General features: G+C 56.1%; 13 protein-coding genes. 7 read left to right on the top strand and 6 right to left on the bottom strand.

Translation table 11 applies throughout. From position 1 onward, the window contains the following. The first annotated feature begins 13 nt into the window (after positions 1-13). The 4 genes from pqiA (at position 14) to rmf (ending at position 3893) form a co-directional block, all read left to right on the top strand. Positions 14-1282: a membrane integrity-associated transporter subunit PqiA gene (pqiA, locus tag FHW76_RS05285; protein ID WP_012542302.1), complete on the top strand. Its 1269-nt coding sequence runs from the start codon at positions 14-16 to the stop codon at positions 1280-1282. Then, entirely contained in the window at positions 1272-2909 is a 1638-nt protein-coding gene (gene pqiB, locus FHW76_RS05280; RefSeq protein WP_008805887.1) for an intermembrane transport protein PqiB, read from the top strand. The genes pqiA and pqiB overlap by 11 nt, the downstream gene beginning before the upstream one ends. Then, positions 2909-3472 (top strand): membrane integrity-associated transporter subunit PqiC, encoded by a 564-nt coding sequence (gene pqiC, locus FHW76_RS05275; protein ID WP_008805888.1) that lies wholly within the window; start codon positions 2909-2911, stop codon positions 3470-3472. Before pqiB ends, pqiC begins: the two co-directional genes overlap by 1 nt. Before the next feature lie 253 nt (positions 3473-3725). Continuing rightward, entirely contained in the window at positions 3726-3893 is a 168-nt protein-coding gene (gene rmf, locus FHW76_RS05270; protein ID WP_002898396.1) for a ribosome modulation factor, read from the top strand. 68 nt (positions 3894-3961) lie between these two features. On the opposite strand, the gene fabA is transcribed toward rmf, so the two are convergent. Together fabA and FHW76_RS05260 are read right to left on the bottom strand one after the other, a co-directional pair. After that, on the bottom strand, positions 3962-4480 hold the full coding sequence (fabA, locus tag FHW76_RS05265; protein ID WP_012542300.1) for a bifunctional 3-hydroxydecanoyl-ACP dehydratase/trans-2-decenoyl-ACP isomerase: 519 nt from the start codon (positions 4478-4480) through the stop codon (positions 3962-3964). A gap of 69 nt (positions 4481-4549) precedes the next feature. Further along, positions 4550-6307, bottom strand: a complete 1758-nt coding sequence (locus tag FHW76_RS05260) for a Lon protease family protein (RefSeq protein ID WP_012968609.1) — start codon at positions 6305-6307, stop codon at positions 4550-4552. A gap of 185 nt (positions 6308-6492) precedes the next feature. On the opposite strand from FHW76_RS05260, the gene matP reads away from it, so the two are divergent. Then, positions 6493-6945, top strand: coding sequence for a macrodomain Ter protein MatP (matP, locus tag FHW76_RS05255; protein ID WP_008805891.1), 453 nt, complete (start codon positions 6493-6495; stop codon positions 6943-6945). 110 nt (positions 6946-7055) lie between these two features. Here the strand turns inward: matP and ompA are convergent, their stop codons facing one another. Together ompA and sulA are read right to left on the bottom strand one after the other, a co-directional pair. Then, positions 7056-8108, bottom strand: a complete 1053-nt coding sequence (gene ompA, locus FHW76_RS05250; RefSeq protein WP_008805892.1) for a porin OmpA — start codon at positions 8106-8108, stop codon at positions 7056-7058. 352 nt (positions 8109-8460) lie between these two features. After that, positions 8461-8970 carry an SOS-induced cell division inhibitor SulA gene (sulA, locus tag FHW76_RS05245; RefSeq protein ID WP_008805893.1) on the bottom strand — a complete coding sequence of 170 codons (510 nt, stop codon included), beginning with the start codon at positions 8968-8970 and terminating at the stop codon, positions 8461-8463. Positions 8971-9320: 350 nt separating this feature from the next. Here sulA and FHW76_RS05240 point away from each other — a divergent pair, with 350 nt between their 5' ends. Next, positions 9321-9932 carry a TfoX/Sxy family DNA transformation protein gene (locus FHW76_RS05240; protein ID WP_183476350.1) on the top strand — a complete coding sequence of 204 codons (612 nt, stop codon included), beginning with the start codon at positions 9321-9323 and terminating at the stop codon, positions 9930-9932. On the opposite strand, the gene yccS is transcribed toward FHW76_RS05240, so the two are convergent. Both yccS and FHW76_RS05230 read right to left on the bottom strand, forming a co-directional pair. Continuing rightward, a complete protein-coding gene (gene yccS, locus FHW76_RS05235; protein WP_008805895.1) occupies positions 9920-12055 on the bottom strand; it encodes a YccS family putative transporter in 2136 nt (711 codons plus the stop codon). The two genes, FHW76_RS05240 and yccS, sit on opposite strands and share 13 nt — an antisense overlap. Before the next feature lie 17 nt (positions 12056-12072). Beyond that, positions 12073-12519, bottom strand: a complete 447-nt coding sequence (locus tag FHW76_RS05230; RefSeq protein WP_008805896.1) for a YccF domain-containing protein — start codon at positions 12517-12519, stop codon at positions 12073-12075. Positions 12520-12643: 124 nt separating this feature from the next. On the opposite strand from FHW76_RS05230, the gene helD reads away from it, so the two are divergent. Beyond that, a complete protein-coding gene (gene helD / locus FHW76_RS05225; RefSeq protein WP_012968608.1) occupies positions 12644-14698 on the top strand; it encodes a DNA helicase IV in 2055 nt (684 codons plus the stop codon). Positions 14699-14702: the final 4 nt, after the last annotated feature.

The raw sequence follows: 14702 nt of genomic DNA, 5'->3' as shown, positions 1-14702 counted from the left end.
CCGAGGAGTTGTCATGTGCGATCACCATCATGCTGCGCGACATATTTTATGTCCCCAATGTGATTTGCTGGTGGCTTTGCCGCAGCTTGAGCATCGCCAGAAAGCCGCCTGCCCGCGCTGCGGTACAACGTTAACCACCACGTGGGACGCGCCTCGCCAGCGTCCCACGGCTTACGCGCTGGTCGCGCTGTTTATGCTGCTGCTGGCCAACCTCTTTCCTTTTATCTATATGAAAGTGGGTGGCATCAGCAGCGAAATAGCGCTGCTGGAAATTCCCAACGTGCTGTTTACCGAGGATTACGCCAGCCTCGGCACCTTCTTTTTACTCTTTGTGCAACTGGTACCGGCCTTTTGTCTGGTCACCATTTTGCTGCTGGTCAATCGGGTCAGGATGCCCGCTGGGCTTAAGGCGTTTCTGGCGCGCATTTTGTTTCACCTCAAGACCTGGGGCATGGCGGAGATCTTTCTTGCCGGCGTGCTGGTGAGCTTCGTCAAACTGATGGCCTACGGCGATATCGGCATCGGCCTGAGCTTTATTCCCTGGTGCATGTTTTGCCTGCTGCAGTTACGCACCTTCCAGTGCGTCGACCGCCGCTGGCTATGGGATGATATTGCCCCTATGCCGGCGATTACCCAGCCGCTGAAGGTCGGGGTAGCCGGGATCCGCCAGGGGCTGCGCTCCTGCGGCTGCTGCACGGCGGTGTTACCGGCCGACCAGACCGTCTGCCCGCGCTGTCACAGCAAAGGGACGGCGCGGCGTAAAAATAGCCTGCAGTGGACGCTGGCGCTGCTGGTGACCTCATTTATTCTCTATCTTCCCGCCAATATTATGCCGATCATGATCACCGATCTGCTGGGCGATAAAATGCCGTCGACCATTATGGCCGGGGTGGTGTTACTGTGGAGCGAGGGCTCCTATCCGGTGGCGCTGGTGATCTTTATCGCCAGTATTATGGTGCCGACGCTGAAGATGATCGCTATCGCCTGGCTGTGCTGGAATGCTAACGGCAACGGCGCGCGCGATTCGGAACGCATGCATCTGATTTATGAAGTGGTGGAATTTGTTGGCCGCTGGTCAATGATTGACGTTTTTGTCATCGCCGTGCTCTCTGCGCTGGTGCGCATGGGAGGGTTGATGAATATCTATCCCGCCATCGGCGCGGTCATGTTTGCGCTGGTGGTGGTGATGACCATGTTTTCAGCGATGACGTTTGATCCCCGTTTACTGTGGGATCGTGAGCCAGATTCAAGCCATGAGGAAATACAACAACATGGAAAATAAGAGCGGAGAAGCGAAAGTGCAGAAGGTGAAGAACTGGTCACCGGTGTGGATCTTCCCTATCGTCACTGCGCTGATCGGAGCGTGGATCCTGTTTTATCATTACAGCCATCAGGGACCAGAGGTCACGCTGATCACCACTAACGCGGAAGGCATTGAAGGGGGAAAAACCCGGATCAAGAGCCGCAGCGTGGATGTTGGGGTGGTAGAGAGCGCGACGCTGACCGACGATTTAACCCACGTGGAAATCAAAGCTCGCCTCAATTCCGGCATGCAGAAATTACTGCATAACGATTCCGTCTTCTGGGTGGTGAAACCGCAGGTAGGGCGCGAGGGGATCAGTGGTCTCGGGACATTATTGTCCGGGGCCTATATTGAACTGCAGCCGGGGTCGAAAGGTTCGGTGCCGGCGCAGTATCCGCTGCTGGATTCTCCGCCGCTGGCCTCGCCGGATGCCAAGGGGATCCGGATTTTGCTGGAAAGCAGCAAGGCAGGCCAGCTGTCGCCAGGCGACCCGGTGCTGTTCCGCGGTTATCGCGTGGGGTCGGTGGAAACCAGCACCTTTGATGCGCAGAAACGTCATATCACTTATCAGCTGTTCATCAACGCGCCTAATGACCGCCTGGTGACCACTAACGTTCGCTTCTGGAAGGACAGCGGGATCGCCGTTGATTTGACCGCGGCGGGGATGCGCGTCGAGATGGGCTCGTTGTCGACGCTGTTTGGCGGCGGGGTGAGCTTCGATATTCCGGAAGGACTGGACCTCGGCGAGCCGGTGGCGAACAAAACGGAATATCACCTGTTTGACGATCAGAAGAGCATCCAGGATTCGGTCTTTACCGAGCATATCGATTACGTGATGTTCTTCAAAGACTCGGTTCGTGGCCTGCAGCCCGGCGCGCCGGTGGAGTTCCGCGGCATCCGTCTGGGAACCGTCGGCAAAGTGCCGTTCTTTATTCCTGGGCTGAAGCAGCGTTTGAACGATGACTATCGCATTCCGGTGGAAGTGCGGGTTGAACCGCAGCGTCTGGTCAACCAGCTCGGCGGCGATCCGAATATTCGCGCTCACATTGACGATCTGATCAACCGCGGACTGCGCGGCTCGCTGAAAACCGGTAACCTGGTGACCGGCGCGCTGTATATCGATCTCGACTTCTATCCGAAAGCGCCGCCGCGTGGGAAAATTCAGGAGTTTAACGGCTATCCGATTATCCCGACCATTAGCGGTGGACTGGCGCAGATCCAGCAGCGTCTGATGGATGCGCTGGATAAAATCAATAACCTGCCGCTCAATCCGCTACTGGAACAGGCAACCAGTACGCTGGCGCAAAGCGAGAAGACCATGCAGCATGTACAGACCACGCTGGATAGTCTGAATAAGATCACCTCCAGTCAGTCGATGCAGCAGCTACCTGCCGATATGCAGACGACGCTGCGCGAGCTGAACCGCAGCATGCAGGGCTTCCAGCCGGGCTCCGCGGCCTACAATAAGATGGTGGCCGATATGCAGCGTCTGGATCAGGTGCTGCGTGAGCTGCAGCCGGTCCTGAAAACGCTCAATGATAAGAGCAATGCGCTGGTATTTGAGGCGAAGGATAAAAAAGACCCACAGCCGAAGGGAGCGAAATAATGAAAAAATGGTTACTGGTGGCAGCCGTTTGCGTGATGACGGCGTGCAGTAGCGGCGGTGAGAGCAAAACATATTACCAGTTGCCGGTGGTGCAGGGCGGCGCGCAGAGCGCCGCCAGCCAGGGGGCACGTCTGCTGTGGGTTGAGCAGGTCAGCATCCCGGATTATCTGGCGGGCAATGGAGTGGTCTATCAAACCACCGATGTGCAGTATGTAATCGCCAATAATAATCTGTGGGCCAGCCCGCTGGACCAGCAGCTGCGTACTACGCTGGTGGCAAACCTCAGCCAGCAGTTGCCGGGCTGGGTAGTGTCGTCCCAACCCTTGGGCAGCGAGCAGGATACGCTCAATGTGGCGGTAAATGGCTTTCACGGGCGCTACGACGGGCGGGTTATCGTCAGCGGCGAGTGGCTATTGAAGCATCAGGGACAGCTGATTAAGCGCCCGTTTAACATCGTGCTCAAGCAGCAGCAGGATGGCTATGACGCGATGGTGAAGACCCTGGCCCAGGCGTGGAGCCAGGAGGCGGTGGCCATTGCCGGCGAGCTTAACCGTCTGCCATAAGTAAATTTCATAAAAGTGATATGCCGCGCGGTTCATCTGAGCCGCGCGGCATTTTTTTTGCCAGGTCAGCTCGTTACCGAGCGCTGCGCCGAATGAACAAAAAATGAACTCTTATATAGGTCACAAATATGACACTGGCGTGAATTTTGCGCATTGACGTTGTCTTCATTTCGCGGTATTCGTAACCCGTGGCTGCACAATTTGCGACCACTGTTTTCTTTTCCACCAGATCAAAGAATGAGGGAAACGAGGCATGAAGAGACAAAAACGAGATCGCCTGGAACGGGCACATCAACGTGGATATCAAGCGGGTATCGCGGGGAGATCGAAAGAAATGTGTCCATACCAGAGCTTGAATCAACGCTCATGGTGGCTGGGAGGCTGGCGAGAAGCCATGGAGGACAGGGTACTAACGGCCTGACACTGTCTCTTTAAAAAAGAAGCCTCCGCATAGCGGGGGCTTCGCCTTTTAATCGCTGCCGATAATTATCAGAAAGCGGAAGTATCCTGGAACAGGCCGACTTTCAGATCGTTCGCGGTATAGATCAGACGATCGTCAACCAGCACTTCGCCATCCGCCAGGCCCATAATCAGACGACGGTTAACAATGCGCTTGAAGTGGATGCGGTAGGTGACTTTTTTCGCGGTCGGCAGAACCTGACCGGTGAATTTCACTTCGCCAACGCCCAGCGCACGGCCTTTGCCTTCGCCGCCGAGCCAGCCAAGATAGAACCCGACCAGCTGCCACATCGCATCCAGGCCCAGGCAGCCCGGCATCACCGGATCGCCGATGAAGTGGCAACCGAAGAACCACAGGTCCGGGTTGATGTCGAGTTCCGCCTCAACATAACCTTTGTCATAGTTACCACCGGTTTCGCTCATTTTGATGACGCGGTCCATCATCAGCATGTTTGGTGCTGGCAACTGCGGGCCTTTCGCGCCGAACAGTTCACCACGACCAGAGGCAAGAAGATCTTCTTTTGTATAGGATTCGCGTTTATCTACCATGTTTTCAGTAAGCCTTATTTTAAGTTCGGGACGCAGGATAGCTAACACGTGTAAGCTGAACAAGTCCGATCAGTTAGAACTTGTCCCACCTAACCAGCGTAGCGGCCACGGAAAACGATGGCGAGTCTCTTGCTGGGTCGCCTGCGCTATCCGCTCCTGAATGGTTTGTCGCAGCGTCTGCCCTTCACCGTCCCACATCAGTTGGGTCAGCATCGGCAGCGCTTCGGTAATATCGTCAATGGCCCAGATGGCAAACTGGTTTTCGGCAACGGCCTGACGGAGCTCATGGCTAAGACTGAGATGACGAACGTTGGCCGCAGGGATAATGACGCCCTGTTTACCGGTTAGCCCGCGCTGTTGACAGATAGTGAAGAAACCTTCAATTTTTTCGTTCAGACCGCCGACCGGCTGCACGCGACCAAACTGGTCAACGGAACCGGTAATCGCAATGCTCTGATTAATCGGCACATTGGCCAGCGCGCTGATTAAGGCGCAGAGTTCAGCCATGGAGGCGCTGTCGCCGTCCACTTCACTGTAGGACTGTTCGAAGGTCAGCGAAGCGGAGAACGGAAGCTGCTGCTCCAGCTCCAGCTCGGACATCAGAAAAGCCTGCATGATCATCATGCCTTTCGCATGAATATTGCCGCCGAGCTCGGCTTTGCGTTCGACATCAATAAACTCGCCATCACCAATGTGCACGACGCAGCTGATGCGCGAAGGCTCACCGAATGCGCGCGGATGGCCGGGGAATTCAATCACCGACAGGGCGTTGATCTGCCCGACGCATTCGCCTTCGGTTTCAATCAGGATCTGTTCCTGCAGGATTTCATCCTGCATTCGTTCTGCGAGGTAGCCTTCACGCCACTCCCGGCGTGCCAGCATCGTCTGCATTTCTTCGCCAGTAATCTCCTCGCCTTCGCAGAAGGCGGCGGCCTCCCGCAGCTGGCGGGCTATCCATAGCGGACTGAGTGGCAGGGTCTCCTGATCGCCGGTGTAGCGCGTCCCCTCATCGATCAGCAGTGGCCAGGCGTCGGCCGCCGGACCTGGCAGCGTCAGCTGCTGGGCATTTTGCCATACCCACTGGCACCAGGCTTTCAGCGTCTCGGCGTCAGCAAACTGCAAAGTGTCTTCATACTCACTGTAGATCGCCTGAGCGCAAAGCTCTGGTTCCATTTCCTGGAAATCCGCCAGCGATTCGCGTTCGCCGACCAGCATGACTTTCAGGCTCAGCGGCATGGAGGGAATGCTGACCGGCAGCGGGCGCGACTCATCGATGGAGAGCCAGTCAAACCGCTGACGGGTCACCATATTTTTCAGGCGCACCCACAGAAGCGGCTGCGCCAGCAGTGTGCGAAGCGAGATTACCAGCACGCCACCATTGGCCTGATGAACCAGGCCTGGCTGGAGGGTGATGTCGCCGTTAAACTGGCGTACGCAGCCAAACAGCTGTTCCGCCTCTACCCAATCGGCCGCGACGACCGGGGCGGTGCTGGCAAAATTATCCTCAGCCCGTTGCGCCGGGGAGAGCGTCACGCGAGCGCCGTCAACGTCATAGCGGACCCCGTAGAGCGGGGCGGTAGGTTCATGCAGCGTACGGGTTTCTGCCGTCAGCCATTGCAGATACTCCGGTTCTTCGGGGGCTTTCACCAGCATGAAGGAGGAGACTGCCGGCGTGCACAGCAATTGCTCAAGCGCGTAGAACAGACGCGGCTGCAGATCGCCCGAGAGGGAGGGGGCCGGTTGAGAGAGATCAGCTTGGGCAAACAGCGCCTGATAAGGTTCCATATCGGGCGCAAGGTCGGTTCGGGTCAGTTTCGTAATGGTCAAAGTCGCTGTTTTTTAGTTAGATGTAAAGCGCGCAATTATACCTGATGCCGCGACTGAGCACACGGAGGATTATGATTACCCCGATGATTCCCCGGCCATACACCTCACGAATAATGATTTATATTCAGCACATCAGGAAAAAACTGATATCCTGAAATGAGTTACACGGTCACATTGAGATCGCAATGAAATATCAACAACTGGAAAATCTTGAAAGCGGCTGGAAATGGAAATATCTGGTAAAGAAGCACCGGGAAGGTGAGCTGATTACCCGCTACATTGAGGCCAGCGCTGCGCAAGCTGCGGTAGATGACTTGCTGACGCTCGAGAATGAACCTGTGCTGGTGCATGCCTGGATTGAGCAGCATATGAATCCGGCGCTGATGAACCGCATGAAGCAGACCATCCGCGCGCGACGAAAACGGCATTTTAACGCGGAGCATCAGCACACGCGTAAGAAGTCTATCGATCTGGAGTTTGTCGTCTGGCAGCGTCTTGCCGGCCTGGCGCAGCGGCGGGGTAAAACCTTGTCCGAAACCATCGTGCAGCTGATTGAGGATGCTGAGCATAAAGAGAAGTACGCCAGCAAAATGTCGAGCCTGAAACACGATCTGCAGGAACTGTTAGGCAAAGAGTAGTCTTTACGGCGGCCTGTCAGAGGCTACTCTGATATGGGGCCCACCACCGCAAAAGCGGGAGAGAAGGCATAAAAAAACCCGCCGAGGCGGGTTTTTTCATCAGTTATAACTTAAGCCGCTGGCTGAGTTACAACTTCTTTGTAGCCTTTAACTTCGATCTCTACACGACGATCCGGGGCCAGGCAGTCGATCAGTGCAGCGCGAGCTTTCACGTTGTCACAGGTGTTGCCAGTAACCGGGTTGGATTTACCCATACCGCGTGCGGAGATTTTGCCAGCCGGGATGCCTTTAGCAACCAGGTAGTCAACAACGGACTGAGCACGTTTCTCAGACAGCTGCTGGTTGTAAGCTTCGGAACCGATACGGTCGGTGAAGCCCATAACAACTGCAGAACCGTCTTTCGGATCCATGTTGCTCAGCTGGGTGTACAGCTGATCCAGAGCCTGCTGACCTTCCGGTTTCAGGGTTGCTTTGTTGAAGTTGAACAGAACGTCAGACTTCAGGGTGAAGTGCTTGGTAGTCACTTCCGGAGCCGGAGCCGGAGCCGGAGCTACAACCGGTGCAGCATCTTCCTGACCGAAACGGTAGGAAACACCCACGCTCAGCATGCCGTTGTCCGGACGAACGCCAACGGTGCCCGCGTCGCCGATGTTGTTAACCCACTGGTATTCCAGACGGGTAGCGATGTCACGAGTCACAGCCCACTCTACGCCGCCAGCAAATACCGGAGATACGCCAGTGTCGTGGTTGTCGCCAGCGATGCTGTTGCTGGAGTCTGCGCGCCATACCATGCCGCCCAGACGGGTGTAGATGTCCAGATCGTCAGTGATCGGGTAACCCAGTTTAGCGGTCAGCTGAACGCCCTGAGCTTTGAATGCGCCATTAACCTGGTCGCCTTTGTACGGCATACGGCCCAGCCAGTCGTAACCCATTTCGAAACCGAGGTACGGGTTAACCTGGTAGCCACCGAACGCACCAGCGCCCAGCTGGCTTTCGTGGGTCGGGCCATTGTTGTTCAGAGAGCTGTTGTACCAGCCAGTGTCATGGAACTGGGACCAACCCAGTTTACCACCTGCATACCAGGTGTTATCTTTCGGAGCGGCCTGCGCTACGGTAGCGAAGCCAGCCAGTGCCACTGCAATCGCGATAGCTGTCTTTTTCATTTTTTGCGCCTCATTATCATCCAAAATTCGCCATGAAGTTACAAAAGACCTCACGGTTAAATCCTTCACCCGGGGCGTGACTTGTTGTTAACTATGCTGATACATGCAGCGTAAGCCGATCACCCCTGGCGATGTAAAGTCTACAACTTAGTTCGAAACTTACAAGTGTGAACTCTGTCAGGCATATGAAAAAAAAGGGTTGTGTACACAATATTTAACAAATATGGTTGATTTTCGTACGCAGAAAAAAGGCAGAAATCCCCGTGTGACAGGCATTGCGCGAAAAAGTCCCTGAAAAACGCTGTGTCTTTACCATCGGTAAAAAAAATTCCAGGAATAATCCTAATTTCACTCAATGATACAAATTGGAGTGAATTTTTAGCCCGCTGAGTTGTCTGCCGAGCGTGCCTTGATTTCTCACCGGGCGCATGATGAATCCCATCGCGCAACCTTCCTGGGCGGCATTGACCAGACGCTCGTGCTCTTCCGCGGTTAGCTCCTCCGTTAGCCAGCAGATAACCACACTATAATTACCGGTGCGCAGCGCGCGGATCATTGAGTCTACGGTATGGCAGGGTGACAGCTGGCTAATTTGCATGACTTTAGACAGCGGCAGACCGGCAGACTGGACCCACTCACGGCTAAGCTTTTGTTGCGGCGTGAGCCACAGCTGCCAGCGAGACTGTTGACCCAGCTGCTGTAATAAAGGTAGCAGCAGTAACTGTGTCATCATGGGTTGATCTTCACGATAGACAATTTCACTGATCAGCCCATTGGCGGTCTGTTCGCCAGAACGATGAGCGTAGTGGCCTGCAGAAGCAGAAGCCTGTGCTGAACGATTTGCGTGAGCTGAAGTAAACATAGTCTATCCCGCCTGTAGTTACTGTATGCATATACAGTATATCTACCTGGGGAAAAGATCAACCGCAATTTGCCATTTTGCTGGCTGAAATTTAATCATTTCCCGCCGCGTCTGATTTATAGCGATGCGCACCTCTCCTCAACGATATCCTTAATGCCGGCTAATGATTTCTTTCCACCCTGTTGATTGCAGCAACGTCAGTGATTTTCTGAAAGCGTCTCGCAAAACCGCATTCTGGTAGAAAAGTCGGCGAAAATCATCTTGCTGCTGTTCGGGAAGTCCCTTATGTTTTCTCTTAGCGGATCCGTTAACAACTTAAGTTTAATTACATGATTAACAAAGGAATGATCATGAGAAAACTAGTATGTCCGCGGTTCCCGCAATTTCAGGCCTGCGTCTCGCCGCTGGGTCAGTTACATTCTCGTCCGCTTTTTGGCGGCTATAGCCTGGCCATTGATGATACGGTGTTTGCGATGGTGGCAGAGGGCGATATTTACCTGAGGGCCTGCGAGCAGAGCGCCGCGTATCGGGTTGAACATCGCAATCCTTTATTAACGCTGCGCCGACATGGGCGCATCGTGCCGATGAAGTATTATCAAATTGACGACGCATTGTGGTGCGATGAGACTCAGCTTTTTCGGCTGTCGCTGTTGTCGTGGCAGAGTGCGCAGCGTGAAAAGAACCACCGACGGGCGTCGGGCCGTCTGAAGGATTTACCCAATATCAGCTTTCATATGGAATTGCAGCTGATCCACGCGGGCATACCGGATGTCAGGACGCTTCGGGAGGTAGGCGCTCAGCAGGCCTGGCAACGGCTACGAGAAAACAACGCCTCTCTGTCGCTCAACGTCTTGCTGGCGCTGGAGGGGGCGATTGTCGGCGTTCACGCCGCCGCGCTCCCGACGCTGCGGCGTCAGGAGCTGCTCGAATGGGCAGGGGACAGCCGCCGTTATTCTGTCTGAGCGTGAACGCGTTGTTGCAGGCGGCAAATTTCAGGCAGCAGCGCGAGCAACAAGCCAATCTGCTGTAATACCAGCGGCTCTTTACTGTCCGCGCGCGGTTCCAGATGCTGGATCCGGCTTTGCAGGCTGGTCAAAGACTTCTGCACCCGATGTTCATCGGCGGGGGTATGGTGCAGGGCGTCATCAACATAACAAACAGCATCATCCAGCAGGGCAAGAATATCGGGGGTGGACAGTTTTTCCCGATGCGCACCGAGAGCGGAGATGTAGCTGGTGAAGGTATGGTTGAGACACAGCAAGCGAAAAGCGGTCTCGCGCTGGGCGCCATCCGCGCGCGGTTCAGTCGACAAATTCGAGACCACGGAGGCCAGTTCGGCATCACGGTTGTAGGCATCACGGCGGGCGACACGATAGGCCAGACGGTTGTCGCGGCCCTGGTGATACTGCTCCAGAATGGCATCCAGATAACGGCAGTTTGCGTTCATCGCCCGGTCCAGGACGCGCGGCAGATTGCGAAATTTCCAGTCCGGCCAGATGAAGCTGACCGCCGCCCAGGCGATGGCGCAGCCGATCAGGGTATCAATAATGCGCGGTAGCGCGACCTCAAAACCTTCGCCAAGCAGGTTAAAGCACAGCAGCACCAGCAGCGTAATAAACATGGTGGCATGGGCGTACTGCACGTTACGAAAGGCAAAGAACAGCACGCCGGTGAGCACGATCAACACCAGTTGCCCTTCAATCGAAGGCACCAGCAGCAGGACGGGCAGGCCGATCGCCACCCCCACCAGCGTGCCGATGATCCTCAGCGCCAGTCGGTGGCGGGTGGCGTTATAGTTCGGCTGACAGACAAACAGGCTGGTCAGCAGGATCCAGTAGCCATGCTGGAGCCCGGTAAACTGGATAAAGGCATAGCCGGCGCAGAGCACCAGCGACATACGTACCGCGTGGCGAAAGAGAGCGGACTCCGGTGACATGTTGCGCCGCAGACGCAGCCAGATGTCGTTCAGCCCGCCGAGTCTGTCGTCGGCCAACAGCGTCTCGGTGTTGCTCCCGGCAGGCGCGGTCGTTTGCACCGATTCAATCGTGGCCAGCTGCGCATCGATAGCGCGCAGGTTATTGAGTAAAAACCCAAGGGCATTGATCTGCTCGTCGGACGCGCCGCTGGCGCGCACACGGTCAAGCGCCGCGTCGAGATGCATAAACGCGCGTTCAAAATGGGCGTCATGTTGGTAGGGTTCGCGCAGTAAAATCGCCCGCGAGAGCTTCTGGCAGGCCTGGGCCTGCATCGAGAGCATGCGCTGGAAACGGAACATCACGTCGCTGTAGCGGAATTGATCGCGCAGAGTCTGGTACTGAATATGCGATGAGCTGGCGCGTTCATGAATATCCTGGGCCACAAAGTAGTACTGCAGGGTGCGGCGGGTGCCGCGCTGGCCCCGATCGCCTCGCAGTCGGGTTAGCAGCGAGACCTTGGTTTGGTTAAGCGTAGCAACCAGCTGGCCGTTGGCGAGGGCCAGATCGTACAGCGGCGCCTGGCTCTCATCCTCCAGGTCAGGATCAAACAGCCGGGATTTGAGCTCCAGATAGCGAGCCAGTTGCTCATAGCTACGCGCCAGGTTGTCCTGCAATGGACGAATCGGAAAAATCAGGTGCCCGGACAGCGTCAGCAGGTTGTACCACACGGCCCCCGCCAGCAGGAACAACGGCTGTAGATACCAGTGATCGTACAGTGTGACGCCGAGCATGGTGTAGATGGCGATGAGCAGGGCGCCGAAGGCGATGGTGGCATAGCGCTGGCCGAGGCCGCCGAGCAAAATAAAGCCGATGGTAGACACGGTCAGGCCGAGGGCAAACAGCGGCGGCCACGGAAACAGCAGCTCCACGGAGGCGGAGGCGATAAAAAAACAGACCAGGGTAATGGCGAGGTTGCGCAGACGACCGGTCAGCCGGTCGTCGAGGTCGGTCAGGGCCGCGGCAACAACGCCAAGGGTGAGAGGGATGGTCAGTTTGACTTCGCCGATCCACCAGGGAAACAGCGTTGTGCCGCAGAGCGCAATAAAGATCCGTACGTTATAAAGCCAGGCACTGTTCCAGGTATAGCGGCGTAGCAGGGGGCTAATCATGTCCGTGTTCCGTTCGGTTACTGAAAGCGACGACGCGCATTGGCTTCACGTGCGGCACGCGCGGTTTCCACAGAGACGACCCGACGTCCTACCGGCCAAAGGGCAATGGCAGCAATTTTAAAGTTCGCGATCCCCACCGGGATGCCAATAATGGTCAGACATTGAGCTATGCCGCTGAAAATATGCATCAGGCACAACCACCAGCCGAAAAAAATGAACCACAGAATATTCAGCACGGTGCCGCCGGCGTTGAGGAGGCCATTTTTACGGCCCGGCTCCAGCTCATCCACATGAATCGCCTCGTTACCGTATGGAAATAAGGAGAGTCGGGTGATTTCCCAGCAGGAGCGGGTCAGCGGCAGCGTGACGACCAGAACGATGCTAACCAGCGTGGCGAGCAGCCAGCCTAGAGTGGTGGCGAAACCGCCAAGGATAAAGTTCAAAATATTCAGAATGGTACGCATAAAGCCTCGGTTTTGCCCTGTGGATAATAAGACCTGACAATTGTAACGTTTTTTTGCGCTGGAGCACCTGGTCCCGGGCGGTTAAACTGAAAAACAATCCACCCTGATTGAAAATCGACATTATATGGAACTTAAAGCGACAACATTGGGCAAACGCATGGCTCAGCACCCTTATGATCGGGTGCAGTTACTGAACGCCGGCGTAAAGGTTTCCGGCGACCGTCATGAGTATCTTATCCCTTTCAATCAGTTATTGTCAGTGCATTGTAAGCGCGGTCTGGTCTGGGGCGAACTGGAGTTTGTGTTGCCTGACAGCAAAGTCGTGCGTTTGCACGGTACCGAGTGGAGCGAAACGCAGCGCTTCTATCACCATTTACAAACGCTCTGGGAGCAGTGGAGCGCGGAAATGAGTGACATCGCCGCTGGCGTACTGAAGCGGCAGCTGGCGACGATCGAGCGCACCCGTGCGGAAGGCAAATGGTTGACGCGTCAGCAGGTGGCGGATGTGCAGGATAACATTCGCCAGGCGTTGACTGGTTTGCCGATGCCCACCAGCCGGCTTGAGGCCTTTGACAACTGTCGGGAGCTGTGGCGGGAGTGTCAGCGCTGGTTAGGGGATATTGAAGCGACACGCCTGGCCCATAACCAGGCCTTCACCGAGGCGATGCTTGAGCAGTATCGCGGCTTTTTTGACGGCGTTGAGTCGTCCCCTCTTAATGCCTCACAGGCACGGGCGGTGGTGAACGGCGAACGTTCCCTGCTGGTGCTGGCGGGCGCGGGCAGCGGCAAAACCTCGGTGCTGGTGGCGCGGGCAGGCTGGCTGCTGGCGCGGGGAGAAGCGGCAGCAGAGCAAATTTTGTTACTGGCATTCGGCCGCCAGGCGGCGCAAGAGATGGATGCGCGGATCCGCGAGCGTCTTGCATCCGACGATATCACCGCGCGTACCTTCCACTCGCTGGCGCTACATATTATTCAGCAGGGCAGCAAAAAAGTCCCCACCATCAGTAAACTGGAAAGCGATAGCGCAGCTCGTCAGGCGCTGCTCGTGAAAAGCTGGCAGCAGCAGTGTCAGGAGAAAAAAGCGCAGGCGAAAGGCTGGCGCCTGTGGCTGGAAGAGGAGATGGGCTGGCAACTGCCGGAAGGCGATTTCTGGCAGGACAAGAAGGTGCAGCGGCGTATGGCCAGCCGGCTCGACCGCTGGGTCAGCCTGATGCGTATGCACGGCGGCTCCCAGGCAGAGATGATTGCCGGGGCGCCGGAGGCGGTACGCGATCAGTTCAGTAAACGGGTGAAACTGATGTCGCCTCTGATGAAAGAGTGGAAGGCGGCGCTGAAGGCCGAGAATGCGGTCGATTTTTCCGGCCTGATCCATCAGGCGGTCAATATTCTCGATAAAGGCCGCTTCGTCAGCCCCTGGAAACACATTCTGGTGGATGAATTTCAGGATATCTCGCCGCAGCGGGCCTCGCTGTTGGCTGCATTACGCCGGCAGAACAGCCAAACCACGCTCTTTGCCGTCGGGGATGACTGGCAGGCGATTTACCGGTTCAGCGGGGCCCAGCTTTCCCTGACCACCGCGTTTAATCATTACTTTGGCGAAGGGGATAGCTGCGCGCTGGATACCACCTATCGCTTTAACGGCCGCATTGGCGAAATCGCCAATGGCTTTATCCAGCAGAATCCGCATCAGTTAAGTAAGCCGCTGAACAGCCTGACGGCGGGCGATAAAAAGGCCGTCACGCTGTTAGCCGACGATAAGCTGGATGATTTACTGGATAAACTGAGCGGCTACGTTAAGCCCGAGCAGCGGATCCTGCTGCTTGCCCGTTACCATCATCTGAAGCCCGACGCGCTCAACAAGGCGGCGACGCGCTGGCCGCATCTGCAGCTTGATTTTATGACTATTCATGCCAGCAAGGGCCAGCAGGCGGACTATGTGATTGTGCTGGGACTGCAGGAGGGAGAGGATGCGTTTCCCGCGCCGGCGCGCGAGTCGATCATGGAGCAGGCGCTCCTGCCGCAGCCGGAAGATTTTCCTGATGCGGAGGAGCGTCGACTACTGTACGTGGCGATAACCCGCGCACGTCATCGGGTGTGGTTGTTGTTTAACAAAGCGCAACCTTCGCCGTTTGTCGACATCCTGCAGGCCCTGGATGTGCCGGTGGCCAGGAAACCCTAATCAC

It is taken from the genome of Klebsiella sp. RC2 (assembly GCF_014192815.1).
Classification (GTDB): Bacteria; Pseudomonadota; Gammaproteobacteria; order Enterobacterales; family Enterobacteriaceae; genus Klebsiella; species Klebsiella variicola.
Note: the sequence above shows the minus strand (reverse complement) of the source record. Positions and strands in the feature narration are given on the sequence as shown.

Bases quoted from the DNA above. Each gene is read 5' to 3' on its own strand.
- pqiA (WP_012542302.1), top strand. From the start codon at position 14: ATGTGCGATCACCATCATGCTGCGCGACATATTTTATGTCCCCAATGT.
- pqiB (WP_008805887.1), top strand. From the start codon at position 1,272: ATGGAAAATAAGAGCGGAGAAGCGAAAGTGCAGAAGGTGAAGAACTGG.
- pqiC (WP_008805888.1), top strand. From the start codon at position 2,909: ATGAAAAAATGGTTACTGGTGGCAGCCGTTTGCGTGATGACGGCGTGC.
- rmf (WP_002898396.1), top strand. From the start codon at position 3,726: ATGAAGAGACAAAAACGAGATCGCCTGGAACGGGCACATCAACGTGGA.
- fabA (WP_012542300.1), bottom strand. From the start codon at position 4,480: ATGGTAGATAAACGCGAATCCTATACAAAAGAAGATCTTCTTGCCTCT.
- matP (WP_008805891.1), top strand. From the start codon at position 6,493: ATGAAATATCAACAACTGGAAAATCTTGAAAGCGGCTGGAAATGGAAA.
- ompA (WP_008805892.1), bottom strand. From the start codon at position 8,108: ATGAAAAAGACAGCTATCGCGATTGCAGTGGCACTGGCTGGCTTCGCT.
- sulA (WP_008805893.1), bottom strand. From the start codon at position 8,970: ATGTTTACTTCAGCTCACGCAAATCGTTCAGCACAGGCTTCTGCTTCT.
- FHW76_RS05240 (WP_183476350.1), top strand. From the start codon at position 9,321: ATGAGAAAACTAGTATGTCCGCGGTTCCCGCAATTTCAGGCCTGCGTC.
- yccS (WP_008805895.1), bottom strand. From the start codon at position 12,055: ATGATTAGCCCCCTGCTACGCCGCTATACCTGGAACAGTGCCTGGCTT.
- FHW76_RS05230 (WP_008805896.1), bottom strand. From the start codon at position 12,519: ATGCGTACCATTCTGAATATTTTGAACTTTATCCTTGGCGGTTTCGCC.
- helD (WP_012968608.1), top strand. From the start codon at position 12,644: ATGGAACTTAAAGCGACAACATTGGGCAAACGCATGGCTCAGCACCCT.